Annotated in this window: 18 protein-coding genes; all 18 read right to left on the bottom strand. The window is 31.4% G+C overall.

Going from position 1 to position 22,188, the window contains the following annotated elements; translation table 11 throughout:
• Nucleotides 1–27: 27 nt before the first annotated feature.
• Nucleotides 28–2,376 carry a GumC family protein gene (locus H593_RS0102625; protein ID WP_051229598.1) on the bottom strand — a complete coding sequence of 783 codons (2,349 nt, stop codon included), beginning with the start codon at nucleotides 2,374–2,376 and terminating at the stop codon, nucleotides 28–30.
• Between the two features lie 18 nt (nucleotides 2,377–2,394).
• Nucleotides 2,395–3,144, bottom strand: coding sequence for a polysaccharide biosynthesis/export family protein (locus H593_RS0102620; RefSeq protein WP_245584997.1), 750 nt, complete (start codon nucleotides 3,142–3,144; stop codon nucleotides 2,395–2,397).
• A gap of 76 nt (nucleotides 3,145–3,220) precedes the next feature.
• Complete coding sequence (locus H593_RS0102615; RefSeq protein WP_028870991.1) at nucleotides 3,221–5,113, bottom strand: polysaccharide biosynthesis protein; 1,893 nt, start codon at nucleotides 5,111–5,113, stop codon at nucleotides 3,221–3,223.
• Entirely contained in the window at nucleotides 5,110–6,234 is a 1,125-nt protein-coding gene (locus H593_RS0102610; protein WP_037051292.1) for a DegT/DnrJ/EryC1/StrS family aminotransferase, read from the bottom strand. The genes H593_RS0102615 and H593_RS0102610 overlap by 4 nt, the downstream gene beginning before the upstream one ends.
• A gap of 215 nt (nucleotides 6,235–6,449) precedes the next feature.
• On the bottom strand, nucleotides 6,450–7,457 hold the full coding sequence (locus tag H593_RS0102605) for a polysaccharide deacetylase family protein (protein ID WP_028870989.1): 1,008 nt from the start codon (nucleotides 7,455–7,457) through the stop codon (nucleotides 6,450–6,452).
• A gap of 40 nt (nucleotides 7,458–7,497) precedes the next feature.
• Complete coding sequence (locus H593_RS0102600; RefSeq protein WP_028870988.1) at nucleotides 7,498–8,376, bottom strand: cupin-like domain-containing protein; 879 nt, start codon at nucleotides 8,374–8,376, stop codon at nucleotides 7,498–7,500.
• A 123-nt stretch (nucleotides 8,377–8,499) separates the two neighbouring features.
• A complete protein-coding gene (locus H593_RS0102595) occupies nucleotides 8,500–9,744 on the bottom strand; it encodes a GNAT family N-acetyltransferase (protein ID WP_028870987.1) in 1,245 nt (414 codons plus the stop codon).
• Nucleotides 9,745–9,819: 75 nt separating this feature from the next.
• A complete protein-coding gene (locus tag H593_RS0102590) occupies nucleotides 9,820–10,842 on the bottom strand; it encodes an ATP-grasp domain-containing protein (RefSeq protein WP_028870986.1) in 1,023 nt (340 codons plus the stop codon).
• The gene (locus H593_RS18390; protein ID WP_281168545.1) at nucleotides 10,832–11,464 is read right to left on the bottom strand and encodes a sugar transferase; all 633 of its coding nucleotides are present in this window, start codon (nucleotides 11,462–11,464) and stop codon (nucleotides 10,832–10,834) included. The genes H593_RS0102590 and H593_RS18390 overlap by 11 nt, the downstream gene beginning before the upstream one ends.
• Nucleotides 11,465–11,469: 5 nt before the next feature.
• The gene (locus H593_RS0102580) at nucleotides 11,470–12,615 is read right to left on the bottom strand and encodes a glycosyltransferase family 4 protein (protein ID WP_157588758.1); all 1,146 of its coding nucleotides are present in this window, start codon (nucleotides 12,613–12,615) and stop codon (nucleotides 11,470–11,472) included.
• A gap of 1 nt (nucleotide 12,616) precedes the next feature.
• Nucleotides 12,617–13,726, bottom strand: a complete 1,110-nt coding sequence (locus H593_RS0102575) for a glycosyltransferase (RefSeq protein WP_028870984.1) — start codon at nucleotides 13,724–13,726, stop codon at nucleotides 12,617–12,619.
• The gene (locus H593_RS0102570) at nucleotides 13,726–14,802 is read right to left on the bottom strand and encodes a glycosyltransferase (RefSeq protein WP_028870983.1); all 1,077 of its coding nucleotides are present in this window, start codon (nucleotides 14,800–14,802) and stop codon (nucleotides 13,726–13,728) included. Before H593_RS0102570 ends, H593_RS0102575 begins: the two co-directional genes overlap by 1 nt.
• Before the next feature lie 5 nt (nucleotides 14,803–14,807).
• Nucleotides 14,808–16,658, bottom strand: coding sequence for an asparagine synthase (glutamine-hydrolyzing) (gene asnB, locus H593_RS0102565; RefSeq protein WP_028870982.1), 1,851 nt, complete (start codon nucleotides 16,656–16,658; stop codon nucleotides 14,808–14,810).
• 116 nt (nucleotides 16,659–16,774) lie between these two features.
• A complete protein-coding gene (locus tag H593_RS0102560) occupies nucleotides 16,775–17,833 on the bottom strand; it encodes a glycosyltransferase (protein WP_028870981.1) in 1,059 nt (352 codons plus the stop codon).
• A gap of 2 nt (nucleotides 17,834–17,835) precedes the next feature.
• A complete protein-coding gene (locus tag H593_RS0102555; RefSeq protein ID WP_028870980.1) occupies nucleotides 17,836–18,963 on the bottom strand; it encodes an O-antigen ligase family protein in 1,128 nt (375 codons plus the stop codon).
• Nucleotides 18,960–19,847: a glycosyltransferase family 2 protein gene (locus H593_RS0102550; protein ID WP_028870979.1), complete on the bottom strand. Its 888-nt coding sequence runs from the start codon at nucleotides 19,845–19,847 to the stop codon at nucleotides 18,960–18,962. Before H593_RS0102550 ends, H593_RS0102555 begins: the two co-directional genes overlap by 4 nt.
• Complete coding sequence (gene murJ, locus H593_RS0102545) at nucleotides 19,840–21,177, bottom strand: murein biosynthesis integral membrane protein MurJ (RefSeq protein WP_028870978.1); 1,338 nt, start codon at nucleotides 21,175–21,177, stop codon at nucleotides 19,840–19,842. Before murJ ends, H593_RS0102550 begins: the two co-directional genes overlap by 8 nt.
• 21 nt (nucleotides 21,178–21,198) lie before the next feature.
• Complete coding sequence (locus H593_RS0102540) at nucleotides 21,199–22,149, bottom strand: glycosyltransferase family 2 protein (protein ID WP_028870977.1); 951 nt, start codon at nucleotides 22,147–22,149, stop codon at nucleotides 21,199–21,201.
• Nucleotides 22,150–22,188: the final 39 nt, after the last annotated feature.

Genomic DNA, 22,188 nt, shown 5'->3' with positions numbered 1-22,188 from the left:
ATATTGCGGATATTTATTTAAATGTTTTTAATTTTTGAATGGTTTATACCATTTTTTCTTATGTCCTGGATTGTTTCCATAGCCATAACCATAGCCTTTCTTTTTAACGCTACTATTTAAAAGTGTTACCATATTTGGTAGACGCTTTTCTTCATACATGGTTTGTGCAAGATGTAATTGACGCTTGTCAATATTATTGGCGCTAACGACATAAACAAACATATCTGCATGATCACTTATTATAAGCGTATCTGTTACTAAACCAACAGCAGCAGTATCAACGATGATGTAATCGTAGTTCTTTTTTACATTTTCAAAAAGATAATTTATACGGTCACTCATTAGTAGTTCGGCAGGATTTGGTGGTATCGTTCCTGAAGGTATCACATCTAAGAATTCATTATCAGGTGCTTTTATAGTAACATCTTTAATGGACAGGCTTTTATCTGAGATAAAATCTGTAAGTCCCTTTTTTGGGGATATCTTCAAATAATCGTTAACTTTAGGTACACGAATATCTGTTTCTACAAGTAATACTTTTTTTCCTGAAAATGAAAATGAACTAGCTAGGTTGGTCGATGTATGTGATTTGCCTTCTTGAGCTACTGTCGATGTTACAAAAATAGTTTTACAAGGACTATCATTTTTTTGAAGCATAAAATTAATATTACTTCTAATGATTCTAAAGGCTTCTGCTTTTGGAGAGTAATCTACTTTTTTGACGACTTGAAGTTTACCTTCCCCTTTAGGAATATCACCAATAAATGGAGCTTTAATTAAACGTTGCACATCTTCTTTAGTATGTATTTTGTTGTCAATTAAATCCCTTACGTAAATAAGTGAGACAGGAATAAAAAGACCTATTAGCAAAGCAGCTAGATAAATGATTTGTTTATTTGGCGCTACAGGATTATCATTTGTGTAGGCAAGATCTATGACTTTTGCATTAGCAGAAGACATACCCAATGTAATTGCGGTCTCTTCACGCTTTTCTAATAAATATAGGTACAATGATTCTTTAATATCTTGTTGACGTTTGATGTCTCTAAATTGTCTTTCTTTAGTAGGAGCTGAGTAAATTTGACCACGAATTCTAGAATTCTCTCTATTTAAATTATCAAGTGTAATTTGATTAGTAGATATAATGTTTTCTATGCTTTGATTAAGGTTAACTTTTAGAGCATCAATCTGATTGTTCAAATTAATTACTGTTGGATTTTTTTTACTTGAATTTTTTAAAATTTGATCACGCCTTAACACTAATTCGTTATAACTCTTTGTGATTTGTGAGACATTACTATCCGTAATACCAACGTCTGCGGGCAAATAATCAGTATCACTTTCATTATTTTTAATATGATCACTCATATATTGAGCCAACTGTAATTGATTACTAGTTTGGCTTATTTTAGATCCAGTTTCGCGCTCGCTTTCTAAAAAGATATTAGATTGTGATCCTAAAGCAGTAAGTCTATTGTTTTTCTGAAGGTTTTCTGCAGTAAAATCAACTTGTTCTAATTCATTAGATACAACGTTTAGTCGATTGGTTATAAAATCGGAAGTAATTTGAACAATTTTCTCTTTATCTTTTATAACATCTTCATTATATTTTTCAATGACTTTATTGAGTATGAGACGTGCTTTTTCCTTTATACTCTCGTTAAGCGATAATTTTATGACGTTTGATTTTTCTGTAGTACTAATTTTTATGCTAGAAAGATAAGATTCAACAACGCTATGAACCGGACTCATATTAAGTTCAATAAATGAACCTGGACTTGATCCATATGTGCCTATATTAGGTGTTATAACGAATTCTCCGAATGATGAACTTACTTTATCACCAAAACTATGTGTTGTTGTTTCACCTTCATCAAATTCTAAAAAGTTATGTGTATCTATATTCGATAACTCATATTTTTGAGCGGACACAATTTGAATAAACAGTGATTTGTTGATGTTTTCAATTATAGAATCATTCATGAAAAAATTAATATTCACTGGCGGATTTGAATAAATCTCCGCTTTTTTGACCATACCAGTCACATAACATCTTGTATTTAACTTAAGATCTTTTACTACCTCTGTAATAATAGATCTTGATTTAATAATTTCTATTTCGTCTATGACGTTTGGCAGAGGGCTTCCAAAACCACCATTTTGGAGTGAGGAAATTTCAGATAAACTTCGCGAATTCTCATCTTCTTTTAATTTTATAGTAGCGTTTGCTTGGTATAGAAAGGTACTGTATCTAATCTTTACAAAAGCAATAGCCATAGCAATAAACAAACAAACTAGAATGATTTTCCATTTTGAAAGGTATAACTCAACTAAATTTATAATGGTATCTTTATTTTTAAGTGGGCTTTGAGACATGATGAGTTTTAAACTTTATTAGTTTCTAAATAAAAAGATTGCTGCAATAGTAGCTAAAGTGGAGACTGCAGAGATTAATAAACCTGTATTTGGGTTATAGGTTGATGTTTTAATCCTTGCACTATTAGGTTCAACATAAATAAGGTCATTTTGGGATAAATAATATACGGGCGAATTGACTACATTAATTGAGGTTAAATCATATTTTGCATATTTCTTTTTTCCATCAACTTCACGAACTAAAAACACATTATTTCTTTTTCCGTAAATTGTTAAATCACCTGCTAAACCTAAGGCTTGTGTTAGAGATATACGTTCACCTTGAACCGTATAATTACCAGGTCTATTGACTTCACCTAAAACTGTAATCGTGAAGTTAATAAGTCTAATATTAACAATAAACTCTTTAACGTATACACCAATTTTTTCTTTAAGCATAGAAGTTGCTTCTTGCCTTGAAAGGCCACCCATTTTAACGGTTCCAATTACAGGGAATTCAATATTACCTTGTAAATCTAAAAGATAAGTTTGTCTTAACATTGTAGGCTGGTTTAGAGCACCACCAGCAGTGTTGTATGCTACAGCGGGAAGGTTAAATGCAGCTATAGACTCAATGTTTTCAGCAGAGACATCTATAGTTAATATATCGTTTGGTTTATATTGTATTTCAGAATTATTGTCTAACTGACTAAGATTCTGATTTGTTATAGGTTCATCCTGAAAGTATACCAAGTCTTTTCTAGAACCACATGATGACAATAGTATCATGCAGGAAAAAATAATTAGCAATTTAGATAGATCTTTTAAATATTGATGAGTCATATTTAGTTTGATTTGGTTGTATTTATTTTTTAGAGTCTAAGACTTCGTATTTAGAGTTGTTAGAAATATATTCTGGAACAATATCTTTAATTAAGGCTACAATTTCTAGATTTTGTGATTTTGAACTTATTGTGCACAAATTAGATATTTTATCACTAATACTCAGTACATCAATTTGTTTTGTTCTGGCTATCATGATTTTTTCGTGATATGTAGATCTCGTATTTTCACCATCTGCTAATAGCTCTTCATATATTTTTTCTCCAGGTCTTAAACCGCAAATTTGAATATCAATATCTTCTGGAAATCTTAGTCCAGATAGTATAATCATGTTTTTAGCCAAATCATATATTTTAACAGATTCACCCATATCAAATACAAATATTTCTCCACCATGCCCCATGGTTGCAGCTTCTAGTACAAGTTGACATGCTTCGGAAATAGTCATAAAATAACGCGTAATGTCTTTATGAGTTACGGTTAATGGACCACCATTGTCAATTTGTCTTTTGAATAATGGAATTACAGAACCATTTGACCCTAATACATTTCCAAAACGTGTTGTTATAAACTTTGTTTTACCTTCACCTTGTAAACAATTTACATATAGTTCTGCAATGCGCTTAGTTGCGCCCATTACATTAGTTGGGTTAACTGCCTTATCTGTAGAAATTAGAACAAATTTATCTACACCATGCTTTACAGATAAACTCGCTATATGACGAGTACCACCAATATTAACACTTACGGCTTCAAAAGGATTGTCTTCCATTAAAGGAACATGCTTATAAGCCGCAGCATGAAAAACTATATTAGGTTTGTATTGTTGAAAAAGTTTTTCCATTCGTCTAAAATCTCTTATATCTGAGACTATAGCAATAAAGTTTTTTACACCATTTTGCACAAATTCCTGTTGTAATTCATACAGAGGGGACTCTGCGGTATCAACAAGTATTAACTTCTTATAATTAAAACCAATAGTTTTTCTAGCAATTTCACTACCAATAGAACCTGCAGCACCAGTAATTAGAATAACTTGGTTGTCATATTCATCTAAAAGGGCAGGATTGACAATAGAAATTGGATCTCTGCCTAAAAGATCTTCTATATTAACTTCTTTAATTTGACCAACACTTAAATCGCCATCTATCCAATTTTGGACAGGAGGTACTATTTTAACTTTTAGGCCTAGTTCAAAAAGGAATCCTGATATTTGAAGCAATCTTGAGGAGTCAATATTTTGAACAGAAATAATAACCTCTTCAATACCATATTTATCAATAAGCTCAGGTGTTATATTATCCAGACTATAAACAGTTAATGTATTTATTTTTTTTCCAACTTTTTTTTCGTTGTCATCAATAAAGCCAATAACCTTATGGCTATTTGTAGGGTCGTTTGATATCGCGTCATACGTTATCATTCCGGCATTTCCCGCTCCAAATATTAATACTCGTTTTTGAGTTTTAATATCTTGCATTAATTTATTATAAACAGATTTTATAAACAGCTTAGATCCAACTAAGAAAAGAATATTAAGTAGTAAATGAATATAAATTATAGAACCAGAGATATTAAAAATAGTATCATAGTTCAATCTTCTACTAAAAAAGGTTGATATAATAAGAATCGTGGCTAAAATATTAACACCAATGATAATATTGATTACATCTTTAAAACCTGTAAATCTGACAACACCTTTATATGAGCCAACAACAATAAAACTGATTAGTGCAGCTAAAAACACAAAGGGAATTTGCTTAAACATAATCACTAAATCAAAGTCAATGATAAAATTATAACGTATGACATAAGCAGCCATAAACGTAAAAGCAACAATGCTTAAATCAAAAAGCATTACTACCCACTTTGAGGCATATTTACTTGATATGTCTTGAAGTAATTTTTTAATCATGCTCTAAAATACGTTTTTATTGCAGATGTTATTCTATTTAATTCATTCTCAGTTAAGTTAGAACCACTAGGCAAACATAATCCTTTTTCAAACAAATTATCTGAAACACCATTAAGATATTGAGGTGCGTCCTTAAAAATGGGTTGTTGATGCAAGGGTTTCCAAAGCGGTCTAGTTTCAATATTTAAAGATTCTAAGCTTGTTCTAATTCCTTCTCTAATTTCTGCTGAAGGTGTAAGCATACAAGACAACCAGCGATTAGAAAAATAACCATCTGGCTCGTCAATAAATTGTAATTCATTGATGTTCTTGAAACTCTCTTTATAATGATTATAGTTTGCTCTTCTAGCGGATACACGATCATCAAGAACTTCCATTTGTCCTCTGCCTATGCCAGCTAAAACGTTTGATAATCTGTAATTATATCCAATTGAAGAATGTAAATATTCGACCGCTTGATCTCTAGCCTGAGTTGCTAGAAAAATAGCTTTCTCTTTCAGTTTAATATCTTTAGAAACTAAAGCACCACCTCCAGACGTTGTGATAATCTTATTGCCATTAAATGATAATACTGAGAGATCTCCAAACGTACCACATTTTATAGATTTGTAAGAGCTTCCTAAAGCTTCTGCGCTGTCCTCTAACACTGGAATATTGTAAGCCTTAGCAATATTATGAATTTCATCAACTTTATATGGCATTCCATAAAGGTGAACAGAAATTATAGCTTTTGGTTTTTTTCCTTTACTCATGCGATCTTTAATTGCTATTTCTAATTGTTCTGGGCAGAGATTCCAAGTATCTTTTTCACTATCAATAAAAATAGGAGTAGCACCTTGATATGCTATTGGGTTGGCAGATGCCGAAAATGTTTTGCTTTGACAAATGACCTCATCTCCTAAACCAACATCTAACAAAATAAGACCTAAATGAATAGCAGCAGTACCAGAGCTAAGAGCTGCAACGTGAGAGCCTTGACTTAGGTAATTTTGGATATCACACTCAAAACCATTGACATGTGGCCCCAAAGGAGCGATCCAGTTCGTTTCAAAAGCATTGGTTACATAAGATTGTTCTTTTCCACCCATATGAGGGGACGACAACCAAATTTTTGATTCCATAATCAATATGTTAAGCAAGTTAAATACTATTCAATTATTATTGTCTAGCGAGGGATTTGGGGTTGAATTTCTTAAATAAAGCCTATTTGTCTCTAGATAATTAGCTAAAATTCTGCCTAAATATGCATAAATACCATTAGACCAACCAAATAAAAACGATAAAAAACTCTTTTATACGTTGATTTAAAGAATCCTAGTTTTACTTGGAAGTATAATTATAGCCCAGCAGAATCGATTTTATTAGACAACCCAGTCATTGTTTCACTTTTAAACCCATACATTTTATTTAATTTTTTGTAGGTTTTAAAGATCTCTTCAAGATTTTTCAAATTATCGCTGGTTTGAGTACCAAAATTATGAGGATGCCACCATAGGTGGAACATTTCATTATGCTTGGCAGCATAGGTCATGGCTTTTTTAATTCGTCGTATTTTTAAGGGTTCTAAAAATTTTAACTTAGAACTGTATGCTCGAAATAGCCTGCTTGAAGGCAAGTTATTAACCAAATTGTTTTTATTAATTTGCTCCACATTGTATGTGTTTGGTCCAGTTACACTAACATAAGCATCTAAGATTCTCAAGAGTTTAAAAATATACCAACCATGATAAAACTTGGTTGTGTGAATATTATAAATGTAGGCCTTTTCTTTTCCTCTAAAAGATCTTATCCCATGTTTTTGACAAACCTCAAGATATGGCTGGTCTACTGCTTTGTTAGCATCTATCATATTTCTAGGAAACACAATGCTTTTAAGATTAATCCCTAATGGTGCAGCGATTTGCTTTGCTGCAATAATATCATCATTAAATTGTTCGACAGTTTGCCCATCTTCATGACAGTAATAATGGGAAAAAGTATGTGTTCCTATTTCGTGATTTCCATTATTTTTTATCTCTTTAATTTTAGAAAGTGCATAATGAAAGGGGTCGTCATTTTCGTTATTACCTATATGCTCTAGTAGAGGGTAGGGATTAACGTTTTCAATTTTATATGTTGGTTTGTTTTTTGGGATATAACGAAACAAATCGTCTTTGTCTTTAGCAAATAAAAATCCAACTGTAGAAAAAGTTAGACGTATGTTGTATGTGTCACTCAATTCTATAAGTCTGTCAACAACCTTACTTACATTAATAAGGTTCTCTCTGTAGTCATCAACCGTTTTTTTATCAAAAACTCCCCAATGAATTTCGTAATCTAATGATATAATAAAATGACCGTTCACAGATAGTTATGATTTATGAAAATTGATATTAAAAATAGGATTATCTTTTTTGTCTTTTGCCATTGTCATCGTAGTAATGGCAAACACAGTTTTTTCCATAAAGTCCTAAACTATGTAATTGTCGTTTAGCTATTTCAGAAGATTTCATTCTAAAATGATCTATACCAGTATGACCAAAATTATTTGAACTAATAGAAATATCGATTCCATAAACACAGTGCCACCAATTTTTTGGAATAAACAACATACTATGGGGCTCTAGTAAGGCATATTTGACTTTTACGTCTTTAAATGTTTTGTGATTGTTTTCATCAAAATCTTCCATAGAAACAGCACAAAGCTTAGAGCCCGGTTCATATTTATCACTTAATGGCATTTTTGAATTTTGATCTGGAGACACTAAAAATACTAACTTTTTCCCATAAACTTGAGCGAGTATATTATCGTTTAGCCTATCTGTGTGCCATCCTGTAATAGTTCCTGGTGGACCAATCCAAAACGATGTAGAGTTGTGCTTTTTATATTTTGAGACTAAAGAAAAATCAACATCATTAGCCAGTTCTGGAAATAATTTTAGCAATGATAAATTTGAGAGGTAAGCGTTAGATTTATTATTTTTATAATCTTTAATTTCTTTTATATAGCTTAAAAAATCTCCAAATTCCCAATCGGTAGTTCCTTGACGTATGTTTCCTTTTGAAATAAATGCTTGTTTATCTTTACCTATTTTTTCAAAGAAGTCTAAATCCCATTTCGTCTTTGCTGGCCAATTCTCCATCATTTCTGTCATGACTACAGGAGAATTATTATTTGTGTAGGTATTATGAAAATTTTGATGTGTAATAGTATCAATTTCCTTAATCTCTTCTAAAGGATTATTTAGTATGTCTTGAACGTAGGATAGTATTGTATTGTGCATGACTAATTTTTGGTAAAATAAATTATAAAATTTTAAATAAAACTAGATTATATTTTAATTTAGATAATTGGGTGATTTTTTTAGTTAAAGTGCTCCAATAAGCAATGTTTTTAGCGTAATATATTATTTGAAATTAATTTCTATTGCTTTGTTCGTTCCGCGAATAATAAATTTTTGAGTATTCAATCCTTCGTATACTTGGATGTTATTAAAGCTTTCTGGATTAGTAAACAAGAAGCTATAAACATGATTTAAAATATAATCATAGTTATCATTCTTTAAATCTACTAATTTAAAGCCATCTGGAATTATGATCTCAGAGAGCGGGATGGTTTCGAAATTGAAGTGATTCTCTCTTTTTAGTTTTTGACCTTTAATTTTATATAGCAACTTTCTGTATGAATGATTCACATTCTTTTTTCTTAAAAAAGATTTTAAATCAAAAATAGATTTGATAGTCTTTGCCGTCAAAATAGCTTTTACAGATTTTTTATCATATAATAAATGATAGTTAAAATCATATTTGGTATTACTCCAAATTTCTTTGTAGTCAAAATACCCTTTTGAAAAGTCTGAAAACCTATAGTTATGCTCAAAACACCAATCAATAAGTTTTAAAACAGATAATTTGCCAATGCTAAATTTGTAATAATTTGCATCAAATACTGTTATAGCTTTAAATAATGTATTCTCAGAATGATAGTTTAAATTAATTCCTATTGGGATTCCGTCATTATAAATAACTAAAAATGATGCTTGTTTAGTTTTTATAAGAGGCAAAATTACATCTTTATAAAATTGCCATTTTTTATTTCTCAAATGATGGTAATCTGTGTGTTTACCTTCAAACCTTGCATTTAATAATTTATAGAAATGCTCGAAAATGAATTCATATTGATCATCAGATACTTCACCATAGATAAACTCATAAGAAATATCAAAACACTCTTCTAGTCGTTTTATGTGGGACCATCTAATGTATCGCTTGTTATTTTTTTTGAATTGTTCTTTAATATAAGATTCTGGACTATCAAAATTAGATAAGTCCATCATATATCCATTATATTGGAAAATTTTCTCTAAAACTAAACCTTCACTTACAACATCAGTATTCTCACTAACTTCAAAATAATCTGGAATATCATACAGTAAAAAAACTTTGCCTTTATAATCAGATTGTCCTTCAACGAAATTGTAAGAAACTCCTTTAGTAAGATTCTTACCTACATTGATATATAGAGGAATAAACGATTTTTTTATAAACGAAATATTTTTAATGAAATTAAAACGATGAGATGGTTTAGAATCATTAAAGTGTCTAAGCCAAGCAGTCTCAAATATTTTAGAAGTAAATGGGTTATTTTGCATTATCAAATATGTCGTTACTGTTTTAATTGGTAACAAAATTAGATGAATATAAACATTAAGCAATAATTCTCTTATTTATTTAGAAGGTATTTGTACCATTTTATCACATTTAGAAAACTGTTTTCCAGCAATATAGTTGTTGAATTGGTCAACATTTGTATTCCCTTTTAACCACTCAATGTAGATCGCTACTGTGTTAATTCCTGCTTCATGTGAAAAGGGGTAACCTCCTCCAAATCTTGGGTTTAGTTCTAAAACATAAAGTTTATTATCAGCAATAAATACATCACAATCCATGCTGCCAATATGTTTGATGTGTTCAGCGATTTTTTTTCCAATAGTGTCAAAGCGTTTATCAATTATAGAAATGGCTTTATCTGTTTCTCCTGATCTCATATTGAGTTTTTCTCTAACAAATGTCCCGAAGTAATTACCATCAAAATCATTCACGATATCCATTCCAAACTCTCTACCGTCTAACTTCTCTTGAATAAGTATGGCATTATCAATATCCTGTTGACTGGCTGCATTCAGGATAGACTTCTTCAGTTTTATATGCTGAAGTCTAAATGCTAGTTTCAACTCTTCAGTAGACTCTGGAAAATCAATACCAATGGAAGCACTTCCCCAACGCGGTTTAACGACTAGTGGATAATTCAAGTTTCCGAGATTAATAGCAGTAAAAGCATGTTCTAATGTTGTATACGTTTTGGGCGTGTTTAAGCCAATACCTTTAAAAAAATTAAATGTTTTAACTTTATCAAAAGTAATATCTATAACTTGTTCACTAGATACAATTATTTTTGCTCCAGTAGTTTCTAATTCCTCTTTATGCTTGGATAAAATAGGAAGTTCTAGATCATTTAAGGACACTAAAGCAGTTATATCATGTTCAATAATCACCTTTTTTAGTGCTTCAATATAATTGTCATCGTAAATACTTGGTACCAATATGGCGCGATCTGCATCAATCATAGCAGGAGCAGTGAGGTTCATGTCTGCAGCAATAATAAGGCCTTGACCTTTAATAGCGTCCTTGAAATAATTAATTAAATAGTTGCGACGTCCTGCACAAGTGAATAATATATTAATTGCCATGAGTTGAGTTTTGGTTCGTTTCTGTTCCCGTAAAATCTGGAACAATATCATTTTCTACACTGTAGATTCCGTCTTTTTTAAAGACTTTATAAATGGTCAAGAATAAAATTTTTATATCTAAAATAAGCGACATGTTTTTGACATACCAAACATCATATTCAAATTTTTGTTCCCAACTAATTGCATTTCTACCATTAACTTGAGCCCATCCTGTAATACCTGGTTTAATATTGTGTCGTTGCTTTTGAACTGAATTATATCTTGGTAAATACCTTATAAGTAATGGTCTAGGGCCAATTAAGCTCATATCACCTTTAATTACATTAAGTAATTGCGGAATTTCATCCAAAGAATATTTTCTAACAAAGATTCCTGTTTTTGTTAAGCGTTCTGAAGGTGGTAACAATTCTCCGTGAGCATCTGTTTTATCGGTCATTGTTTTAAACTTGATAATTTTAAAGATGCGCTCGTTTTTCCCTGGACGTTCTTGAAAGAAAAATGCTTTTCCATTATTTTTAAACATCAAAATTGTCCACGTGACGGCAAAAATTGGTAATAACACAAGAAACCCAATGCAAGCAGCAAGGATGTCAAAAAAAGCTTTTGTAATATTTATATAAATAACCATTAATTTAAACTCTTATAATAGTTTAAAAGTTCGTTCCAAACATATGTTTGCTCGTAACGTTTTGTGATTTTACATCTTGCATGTCGTATCATAGCTTCTCTTTTTTCAGGGAAATCAATCATAAACTGCATCGCATTTTCTAGAGATATTTCATCTTTTACGGTAATTATAAGTCCGTTAACTTCATTTTCAATAACCTCATTACAACCGTTAATATTGGATACAATACAAGGTAAATTCATACAGCTACATTGTAATACTACGTTAGGGAAACCTTCTCTATAACTAGGGAATGTCAATACATGAGAAATGGCAACATAAGGTCTAATATCTTTTTGCATTCCAACCGCTAAAATTCGCCTATTCTCTTTGATTAACGTTTCGGTTTCTGGTAACAAAGGGTCCAAATGATTTTCACTAGGACCAACTAAAATCAATTTGCAATTGATTTCCCTTTTTGATAAGGTATTAAAAGCATTCACCAATTCATTAATACCTTTGTCTTTTACAACTCTACCAATAAATATATAAACAAGATCCTTTTTGGTAATACCAAGTTCTTGTTTTAGTGCTTCTTTTTTTTCTTCGGAAATTAAACGAGTGTCATAATGCATCGTATCAATTCCATTTGAGCTACCATTACCTATGACTAATAGTTTTTTAGGTTTAGTATATTTATTATCAATGATGATTTTTTTTAATCCAAACGAGTTAGGTAATATTTTAGTAGCACAAGCATAGGTGAATTTTTCAACAGCATCAAGTAGTGTTCGTTTATTCCCGGCAGTTTCCAGTAAAGGTAAACCTGCGATGGTGTGCAAGCGATGAGGAACACGAGCTAATTTTGCTGCCAACATTCCTAAAGTTCCTGCTTTTGGTGTGTGCGTGTGAACAATGAATGGTTTTTCGGCTTTAAAAATTTTATAGAGTTCGTAAGTCGCTTTCAAATCCTTGAAAGGTGTAATGGTTCTAGTCATTTCTACCACATGTGTCTTAATGCCTTCATTTTGTCTTACTTCTGCCAAAGCACCTCCATCTCCAGAAACACCAATGACCTCAAAATGATTACTCATAAAGCGCGACTGCCCTTTTAAGAGTGTTCTTAAAGAAGAGGGGACTGTCGTTATGCGAATGAGTTTTTGCATTCTAATCGTTAATTTGGTTTAGCATAGTCGTTACAAAATTATCAATAGATCTTGATTTTATGTAATCATTAAAATATAGAGTTCTATTATCATTAGTGTTTTCTAGCCCTTTATGGATAGCATCTTTCAAAGCGATCTCATCGTGAGTTTCACAGGTAATAACCCCTTTTATATTTGAAATCTCACCAGCACAAATTGTACTCACGACATTACTATTTTGTGACATCATTTGCAACAGAACATTAGGGAAGCCTTCAATTCTTGAAGATACAACACAAAGTTTTGCCTTTTTGAAAATAGGATATACATTCTTCACATACCCATATAGGATAACACGCTTTTGTAAATTAAGAGATGCTATCTGATCTATGAGTTTTTGGTGTTCATCATCTGTGCCGACTCCTAGAATGACTAGTTTCAAGTTTTTGTTTTCAAGTTGATTAAAAGCTGCGATAAGCAAATCAAAGCCTTTTTCAGGAATAAATCTACCAGCAGCAACTAGAAAGTTTTCAATTTCAAAATCTATTACTTCCTTTGATTTAGTATCGATTTCATCAAGGTTTACAGGATTGGGAATGATAACTGCTTTATTTTTTTTATTTAGCCAAGGTAAAGCCTTCAAAAGTTGTTCTTTCATTAGACTAGTTTGACAAACAATAAGGTCTGCCTGTTTATATCCTATTACATATGCAGTCTTATAGAGTAGAAGTTTGAATCCTTTAAATCTTAAAAATATTGATGTTGATTCTCTTAGTACAAGTTTTGTGTTTTTTAAAATTTTGACGTATTTAAGGAACCCAAGTAAACCATTAATTAAAGCTTGAGAACTAATAGCATGTTTGATGTGGTGTGTTTTCTTTAATGTTCTAATGTGTTTAGCAGCACTAAAGAACCCTTTATAAACTGAAGTGTTGTTTAGATATACAATGTTGCATTCGTTCTCTAAAACCTCCCAGCCATAATGATGTTTTTTAATTAAAAACACAATAGTGCAGTTCTTTCCTTCTGCAATAAAGGCATTGATAATTGTGAACAAGACTTGCTGTGCTCCACCACCAATTAAATCATCAGGAAGCACAAAAAGCCAATCTATGGTTTGTTTTTTTTGCATCAGTTTCTAACGAGATTAGTGAACGTTTTTTCATAGTGTTCTATAATTTGTTCTGGACTGAATTTTTTCATCACAGATGTAATGATTTGACGTCTATCCATTGGATGTAATTTCAAGTTAACCAATTTTTCTTTGAGTTCAATTTCAGAATCTACTAAAAACCCGTTAATGCCAGTAGCTATAATTTCTGAAGTTCCACCTAAGCATTTGTAGGCAATTACAGGTGTTCCTACGGTACAGCTTTCTAGTAAGGCATTTGGAAACCCTTCAGCAAACGATCCTTGAATAAATACGGAGCTTTCAATTAAGTGTTTCTGTACTACATCGGTAAAGTCTACCCATATAATCTTATCCATGAGATCTAGTTCTTTGGCTTTTTCTACAATGGTGTCTTTATAAGTTCCTTTTCCGATAATCGTATAATTAAAATCATAATCTAATAGACTAAGGGCTTCAAGAATTCTGCAATGCCCTTTTTCTTCATGCAATCGGCCAACAGTAATGTAGTTTGTCTTAGTTGGTGTAGCTGTAGTGATTTCCGAAGCATACACCTTAGTTATTGGATTATTTATTATTGTTATTTTGTGCGCAACTATCGGATGTAACTCTATCAACTCATTAGCCATATCCTTTGACTGACAAATAATTAAATCTAATAATTTATAACTTCGGTTGCTTAATATTTTGCCTATAACGGAAGGCATTTCATTGTGGTATTGTCGACTTATTTTTTTAATATTAGCTTCTCTAGAAACAAATTTTGTTCTTCTGAAAAAATAAGACTGCAGGACAGTAACCATAGTGAGGTGAGCTATTGAAGTCATCACAATATCTGGTTTGAACGTTTTTATGTTATTGAAAATTCCAATTATTCCAAAAAGAACACGACTTTTATTTAAAAAGACGGTTTCAATATTTTCAATTGAATATACAGCCTTCTTCTCATATCCAACAATAAGAAGTTTGGGTTCAAATTTTGTTTTGTCTAAATGCTGAGCAATAAAAGACACAACACGTTCGGCTCCTCCGGGTCTGAGTGATGGTAAAATAAATAATATTTTAATTTTGTTAGCCATACAATTTAGACGACAGAAAGGCCTTTTCCATTAGTGTTGAGCCATTGTTTAAGAACTAATAATTTCCATATAAGAGGATATCTATTCCAGCTTCCATCCATATGTTGTTCAATCATGAATTGTACTTTTTTAATATCAATACAAGGTATGGATTTTAATGCCTCATCATTAAGTTCGCTTAATACATATTCTTTTAAGTCAGCTCTAAACCAACGCTCAAATGGCATCGTGAATCCAGCTTTCGGTCTATCGAAAAATTGTTTAGGCACCGATTGATAAAGGATGTCTTTTAAAATGCGTTTTTGGTTGTTGTCTTGCATTTTAAATTCGGTAGGAAGTGCGTTTGCAAAATCGACTACACGATGGTCCAGAAAGGGAGAGCGTGCTTCTAGCGAAAATGCCATTGTAGCTCTATCTACCTTAGTATTGATATCCCAATTGAGATATGTCTTTGTGTCAAAATCACTAATTCGTTCTACGACATTTTTATGGTTATGCCTTAAGTACTTAAGCTCATCTATATCATGATAATCGTAAGATGTTCTTATGTAAGATAGGTCAACACCGGTCATGATACTTAAGTAAAAATCATTTTCATCGGAATAGCGAAGTGCTTTTGAGATAACTTTTAATTTATAATTAGGCATTTTACTCAATGCTGTTGCTGATAGTTTTCTAACTGATTTTGGCAATTTGTAAATACCACTTTTCTTTAGAGTCCAATTGTATCTATGGTATCCTAAAAAGCTTTCATCTCCAGCATCACCAGATAAGGCAACCGTAACATGTTTTTTAGTGTATTTTGAGAGGAGCATTGATGGAATAGCTGATGAATCTGAAAACGGTTCATCATAATAATGGCAAAAGTTCTCTATGAGATCAATACCTTCATCATTGTTACATTCGATAATGTGATGATCTGTACCTAGATGATTTGCTACTTTTTGTGCATACTGACTCTCATCAAATCCTTTTTCATTGAATTTAACTGAAAATGTCTTAATCTTAGATGTTGATGTTTGTGTTGCAGTTGCTGCAATCAATGATGAATCTATGCCTCCTGAAAGAAAAACACCAACAGGAACATCCGCAAATAATCGTGTAGATACTGCGTCTTTTAGAATCTCATTAAGCTCTTGTTTCGCATCTTCATAAGATCCTTTAAATGGTTTTTCATTTTTATAATCAATATCCCAATAGGGTTGAGACTGAAATTCGCATGTATTGAGATCAAAAGTAAATGTATGTCCGGCTTTTAATTTTTTAACTTCATTAAATATGGATAACGGATCTGGAATGTGTCCCCAAGCTAGATAATAGGAAATAGAACGCTCAGAAACCGTAAGATTATCGTGATGTAATTGAATGGATGAGATCTGACTAGCAAACTCAAAGTCTTTACCGTCATGGTAGTAGTAGAATGGCTTTTGACCTAATCGATCTCGAGCGCCAAAAAAGAGTTGCTTCTTTTCGTCATAAATCACAAAAGCAAACATCCCATTAAGATGTTCAACACAATCTTGAGCATACTCTAAATAGGCAGCGCATAATACTTCAGTATCACTTGTAGTTCTAAATTGATATCCTTTTTTTTCAAGTGTGTCCTTGATAGATTTGAAATTATAGATTTCACCATTAAAAACAACATGAATATACTCATGATATGTGAATGGTTGGTCCGATCTTAGGTCCAAATCAATAATAGATAATCTATTATGTCCAAATATAATTTGATGGTTGTTTTGTTTATAGAATTGCCAACCCATTTTGTCTGGACCTCTAAAGGCAGTTCGCTTTAGTTTGTCTTTGACTTGAGACTCGTTATATGTTAAGGTTGATCCGTATATGCCACACATAAACTAGAATATGAATTTAGCTGTTTTAAGTACAAGACAAAAATAGAGATTAAATCTACTTATGGTACAAAAAGACTATTAAAAGTTGTTTTAACCTACGAAATGAGATGCGTTGATTATTTAGAGACCCATTGATATAATTCTAAGTGCGTTTTGAACACAGTTTTAATGTCGTATTTAGTTTTTAGCTCATTATATAGAATGTCGGATTTCCTTAGTGCTTCTTCATAATTTTGAATGCAAGAAACCATTGCTTCTTGAAATGTATCTAAAGACGATAAAGCCGCATTAGTGTTATTCAAAAAATTCGGTATACTCCCTACAGGTGTAGATATTATAGGTAGTTTGGCCGCTGAAGCTTCTATAATCGCCACGGGCATTCCTTCCCATTTTGAAGGTAATATCAAACAATTTGCTGTTTTCAAAAAAGATTTTATATCATTTTGAAACCCTAGAATATTAAAATGCTTATCGAGACCTTCAGTTTTAATAGCATTCAAAAGTTGATTTTTTAGATTTCCATCGCCAACAACATCAAATACAAATTTTGTTATACCGGTTTGTATTAATCCTTTAGCAGCAGTAATCATAAATAATGGATTTTTCTCGTCACTTAATCTTCCGAGGTACAAAAACGAAAATGATTTATCTGGATCAATTGTTCTTGAGTCATCAATGTATAATCCAGCAAAATCGACACCATTTGGTATGATAGCACTATTTTTTAAATACCATTTTTTCGCATTACTCGTAAAAATAATATCCTTTTTTCTGAAAGGTTTAGTTGCAAATAAGGTGAGTCTTCTGATGGTGCTTTCCACTGTGCTAGAATGTAGTGTAAATATGATAGGAGTCTGTTTGTAAAAACGACTATAAACCATACCAAGTAAGACACTGTGATAGGCATGGCAATGAAATACGACATCATCAGATTCTTTTATAATATTATGGAGTTTTTGTAAACCTTGTTTAAAGCTAGGGTTCCTATAAGAGGTAACATTAAGGAAATGATATTCAATAGTGTTGCTAGCAAACTTAGGTTCTAAAGTATTGTTATCTGTAACAGCAATTACAATAGTAGGTATATCTGCATCTTTAGAATTCGTTGCTAACTGAAGCACCATTTGTTCGGCACCACCGCCACCTAAACTACCTGTTATATGTACAATAGTCAATTTTAAATCGATTTAATGGTTAGTTCTTCTTCTTCTTCTTCTTCTTTTTTAGATTCGTTTTCGGTATTTTCTAATCTTACAAATATCCAAATCGTTGTAAATAGAATTAAATTATTATCGAAATAATTATGCATGATCATTAAAATTCCAACTATTGTGATGGCAAGCATGAGTTTGTGTGGACCTTTCCTAAATTGCTCAAAACTTCGTTTTAGCATGAACATATAAATGCCTATAATGAGTAAAAATGGAAAGATTCCAGATTCGCCTAAAACCATTAAAAAGGTATTATGTACACCTTGTTTGGTTGGATTTAATCCGCTTAGCATTTGAAATCCGTTGCCAATAATTGGGTTGTCAACTATTTCATCATAGTATATAGACCAGGTATCTAGCCTAGAGCCATCTTTGATTGTTGATATACTCGATTCAGACTGGTCTGTGAATAACCCTTCAAAGGCGGAAAATCTTACCGCATTAAGCTTTAAAATCGAAGCTAAACTAAAGACAACAATAATAACTCCAGCACCTAGGCCAAAGGTGAGTGAATTTCGTTTATCTGCTAAAATTGATAATAAACTAACTATAAGCCATAACGAAATAAATGTTCGAGAAAAGGTTATAATACCAGCAAAGGTTAATATAAATTGTCCGACGAGTCGCAATTTTTTATTCTCAATAACATAACTTAAACAATAACCAATAATACAGACAAATCCTGCACCATTTGGGTTTAAGTAAAATCCGCTATAACGACCATAACCATTTGGAAACGCCACAGCATGAACGAGGATACTCAAGCTTCCTAAAATGGCAAGAATAAAAAACTCTTTCTTAGTTGTATTTCGTGCTAATTCAGCTCCAGCAGTAATAAGAATAATATATTTTATAAGCTTATATGTAAAATCATTGACATCATTTACAAATGTGGAACCACTAATTAAAAAATAGGAGAGACCTAAGACTAAAAAAGGAATCAATAACTTTCTTTTAGAGCTCATTAAGTAATACATAAGGAGTAATGCATAGGTGAGATAACTCATCTTACTACCAATGGTTTCGTTATATGAGAAAAAACTAGGAATTCCCCACAATAGCATTATTAAAGTAATGTATTTTAATATATTCATGACACTTTATTAAGGAGTCTTAAAGGTAATAATCCTAAGAAAATTAATAGTGATAGTACATATTTACCGGTTGATAATTTTAGTTTTTTATCTGAAAATATAAATCTTGATTTTACATATTCAAATGCTAAATTATGATAATACTTATGTTTTATGATTTCAGAAGTAGAAACTTCCTTTAGCCCATAGTATGAACTATAATAGTATCCTGTTGCTAAACGTTTTTTTGATTTCTTTGAATTGATTAAACTCATCTCAGAATAATGAGCAGTAAGATGTGGAATATTCAAACAAAGAAAATCGTGTTTTTTGTTAATTTCATTCCAAGTATGGCTTTCTCCAATATGACAATTGGGCTGTGAATACAGAGGATGTTGTTTTAAGATTTCTGTTTTCCAGCTATGCCATTTATCGCCTTTTAGTTGTTTTTTCTGATTTAAAACGCGTTGCTGAAAACTAACTTCCCATTCATCTTCTGGGAATTTGTCACCTTTAATATTTCCGTCATCATCGTAAACTAAAGTCCACACAGCGGCAATATTGTTTTCGCGTGCGCCAATTGATGTCCACGTATTTTTATGATCTTCAAAGGTATTTGATACAAAACTATCGTCACTATCTACTATTATAGTATAATCTCTAGTGCATTTTTCTAAACCAAAATTTACAGCTTTAGGTTTTCCTTGATTGGTAGTTAGTTTATGATATTCAATACTCATCTTTGATTGTTTCATCCAATCCTTAATGAGTTCATAGGTATTATCTGTACTGCAATCGTCTACAATGATCCAAACGAAATCTTTATACGATTGATTTAATAAAGAATTATAAACCCTTTCTAGTGTATGTTTTCTATTATATGTAGCTGTAACAACGTTAAACATGCAATTTGTTTAGGTGGCTAATGTAAGCATATAAAAGGACACTGTTAACTATAGAAACTAAAGATGTCGATAGCGCTAATCCATAAATACCCATGATATCAATAAGAATATAGTTTAAAGTAAAGTTCATTAGAAGGACAATTACGGAGGTTAATACCATAAAATTATTTTTATTTATGGACGTTAAGAATTTAACCATTATTAGCCCTGTCACATATGCTGGCAATTGTAGAAGATACATTTGCTGAACTTTAGAAACAATTTCAGAATCTAATGCTGTAAATGCATTTCGTTCAAATACTAGACTTATTATAGGTAATGAAAGTAGGAGCAATACCACCATTGTCAATGAACTACCAATAATCAAATATTTCAGTATGCGTTTTAGTTTTTTAAACGCTTCTTTTTTATTGTCAATTGTACTTTTTGAAAAATATGGTAATAATACATTACCCAGCGCAATCCCAATAATACCGATAGCAAAAGCAGGTATTTTAATTCCGTAATTTAAAGCAGCAATAGATCCAATAATTAATTGAGCAGCAAAATACTGATCTACCAAAGGATTGATTCCTGATAGTAAACTTGCCGTTAATTTTGCGGGCAATTGTTTAAACAATAATTTGATATTTACTGATGCAAAATCTGGTTTGTTTAGATGTATTGTCTTTCGTTTTATAGCAACAAACAGTAAAAATAGGAAGCTTAAAAAACTACCTACCAATGTTCCAAATGCTAAAACAATGTTGCCTAGTTCTTCTTTAAAAAAGAACAAACAAATTATGATTGATAAAGGCAGAAATACAGCAGAAATAGAAGAAAAGGTGAATTCATCATCTATGGTTAGAATGCCACTTATCAAAGATGAAAACCCCCAAAAAAGAATACTAGGCGCTACATAGTAAAATTGAACTTTAATAAGCTCGTAGTATTGCTGAGTATGACCTGCAAAGAAGCTTTCTAGGTAAACATCGGTAAACAGAAAAGCAATTAAAAAGAAAAAAATTGAAACAAAAATGGTAATGATAAAACTAGTACTTTGAAATGCTCCTATATTTTTGCCTGTTTTTAATTCACTTACATAATTAGGAATGAATACACTTTTAAATGAACCCAGGAAAACACCATTGATAAAGGAAGGAACCAAAACGGCAATCAAAAATGTGTCTAATAACTCGGATAGACCAAAGTTTTCAGCCACAATAATTTCTTTAAAAAACCCAATGCCTTTAACAAAAAGCACGGTTATACCAACCGTAATAACATTTGCTATTATAGGATTTTTTAAAAATTTATGTTTAAGTCCTTTAAAAGAAAATTTTGATGACAACTTAAGTGTTTTTAGAGATGATTATTTAAAAAATTTTCTGAACGGCCATAATAATACAACTAAAAATTTTATAAGAAATGAATCAATAGACGTTGTGTAGTTTTTTAGGTTTAAGTCTAAAAATTTTGATTTCGATAGTAAGAAGTATAGCCTTTTGAAAAAGAACATGGGAGCTTTCCTTGCATGGGATTTAAAAAACCAATTGTATAAAGCAACATAATAGACAACAGATCCCAAAGCCGTTTTATCATCACCGACAGAACTTATAGAGTTTGCAACATTAGTATGGTAAATTCTCACTACAGTATTGATGTATTTTGTCTGATAGCCATGCTTTGCCAGTAGATTCCATATTATGCCTTCCATCATAAAACCATTTACTATAAAACAATCGTCGAATTTGATGCTCTGCAAATGGGTCGTTCTAGTAAAACCCCATTTCTCACCTTTTATGTTTTTAATAGCTTTAATTTCAAAAGGATTACTAATTAAAGGATTAGAAGGAAATTGACTACCGATAGTATTTCCATTTTGATCTTTACATAACCCAGTCACTGCTATGATGTCCGATCTTTGCTCCTTTGATAATGTGTAGTATTCTGTATTGAAAATTTCCAAAGAATCTGGCAAACATTCGTCATCTGCATCAAATGTTAGAAATAAACGTCCATTTGCTATATGAATAGCTTGAAAAAAACAAGCCATCTTATGTTTATTAGAAGCATTATTGATGTAGTTAATGGTTAAAGGAGAAGATGCAACAATATTTTGTATAACATCATGTGACTTATCACTTGATCCATCATTTATTATAATCCATTCAAAATCTGTGAAAGATTGATTTAATAAAGACTGGTGTACGCGCTCTATGGTCTTTTCAGCATTATAAAGTGGAGTAAACACACTAAAGGTAAAATTGAAATCTTTATCTTTTATGGGTTCTAAACTCGGAATGAATTGTCTTAAGTTCATTAATAATTATAGAGGTGCTAATGATAATTATAAATTTAA

It is taken from the genome of Psychroserpens burtonensis DSM 12212 (genome assembly GCF_000425305.1).
GTDB lineage: Bacteria > Bacteroidota > Bacteroidia > Flavobacteriales > Flavobacteriaceae > Psychroserpens > Psychroserpens burtonensis.
The sequence above is the reverse complement of the archived record's forward strand: the minus strand, read 5'-3'. Positions and strand labels throughout refer to the sequence as shown.

Coding starts and splice junctions, on each gene's coding strand:
- H593_RS0102625 (WP_051229598.1), bottom strand. CDS start 2,376: ATGTCTCAAAGCCCACTTAAAAATAAAGATACCATTATAAATTTAGTT.
- H593_RS0102620 (WP_245584997.1), bottom strand. CDS start 3,144: ATGATACTATTGTCATCATGTGGTTCTAGAAAAGACTTGGTATACTTT.
- H593_RS0102615 (WP_028870991.1), bottom strand. CDS start 5,113: ATGATTAAAAAATTACTTCAAGACATATCAAGTAAATATGCCTCAAAG.
- H593_RS0102610 (WP_037051292.1), bottom strand. CDS start 6,234: ATGGAATCAAAAATTTGGTTGTCGTCCCCTCATATGGGTGGAAAAGAA.
- H593_RS0102600 (WP_028870988.1), bottom strand. CDS start 8,376: ATGCACAATACAATACTATCCTACGTTCAAGACATACTAAATAATCCT.
- H593_RS0102595 (WP_028870987.1), bottom strand. CDS start 9,744: ATGCAAAATAACCCATTTACTTCTAAAATATTTGAGACTGCTTGGCTT.
- H593_RS0102590 (WP_028870986.1), bottom strand. CDS start 10,842: ATGGCAATTAATATATTATTCACTTGTGCAGGACGTCGCAACTATTTA.
- H593_RS0102580 (WP_157588758.1), bottom strand. CDS start 12,615: ATGCAAAAACTCATTCGCATAACGACAGTCCCCTCTTCTTTAAGAACA.
- H593_RS0102575 (WP_028870984.1), bottom strand. CDS start 13,726: ATGCAAAAAAAACAAACCATAGATTGGCTTTTTGTGCTTCCTGATGAT.
- H593_RS0102570 (WP_028870983.1), bottom strand. CDS start 14,802: ATGGCTAACAAAATTAAAATATTATTTATTTTACCATCACTCAGACCC.
- asnB (WP_028870982.1), bottom strand. CDS start 16,658: ATGTGTGGCATATACGGATCAACCTTAACATATAACGAGTCTCAAGTC.
- H593_RS0102555 (WP_028870980.1), bottom strand. CDS start 18,963: ATGAATATATTAAAATACATTACTTTAATAATGCTATTGTGGGGAATT.
- H593_RS0102550 (WP_028870979.1), bottom strand. CDS start 19,847: ATGTTTAACGTTGTTACAGCTACATATAATAGAAAACATACACTAGAA.
- H593_RS0102540 (WP_028870977.1), bottom strand. CDS start 22,149: ATGAACTTAAGACAATTCATTCCGAGTTTAGAACCCATAAAAGATAAA.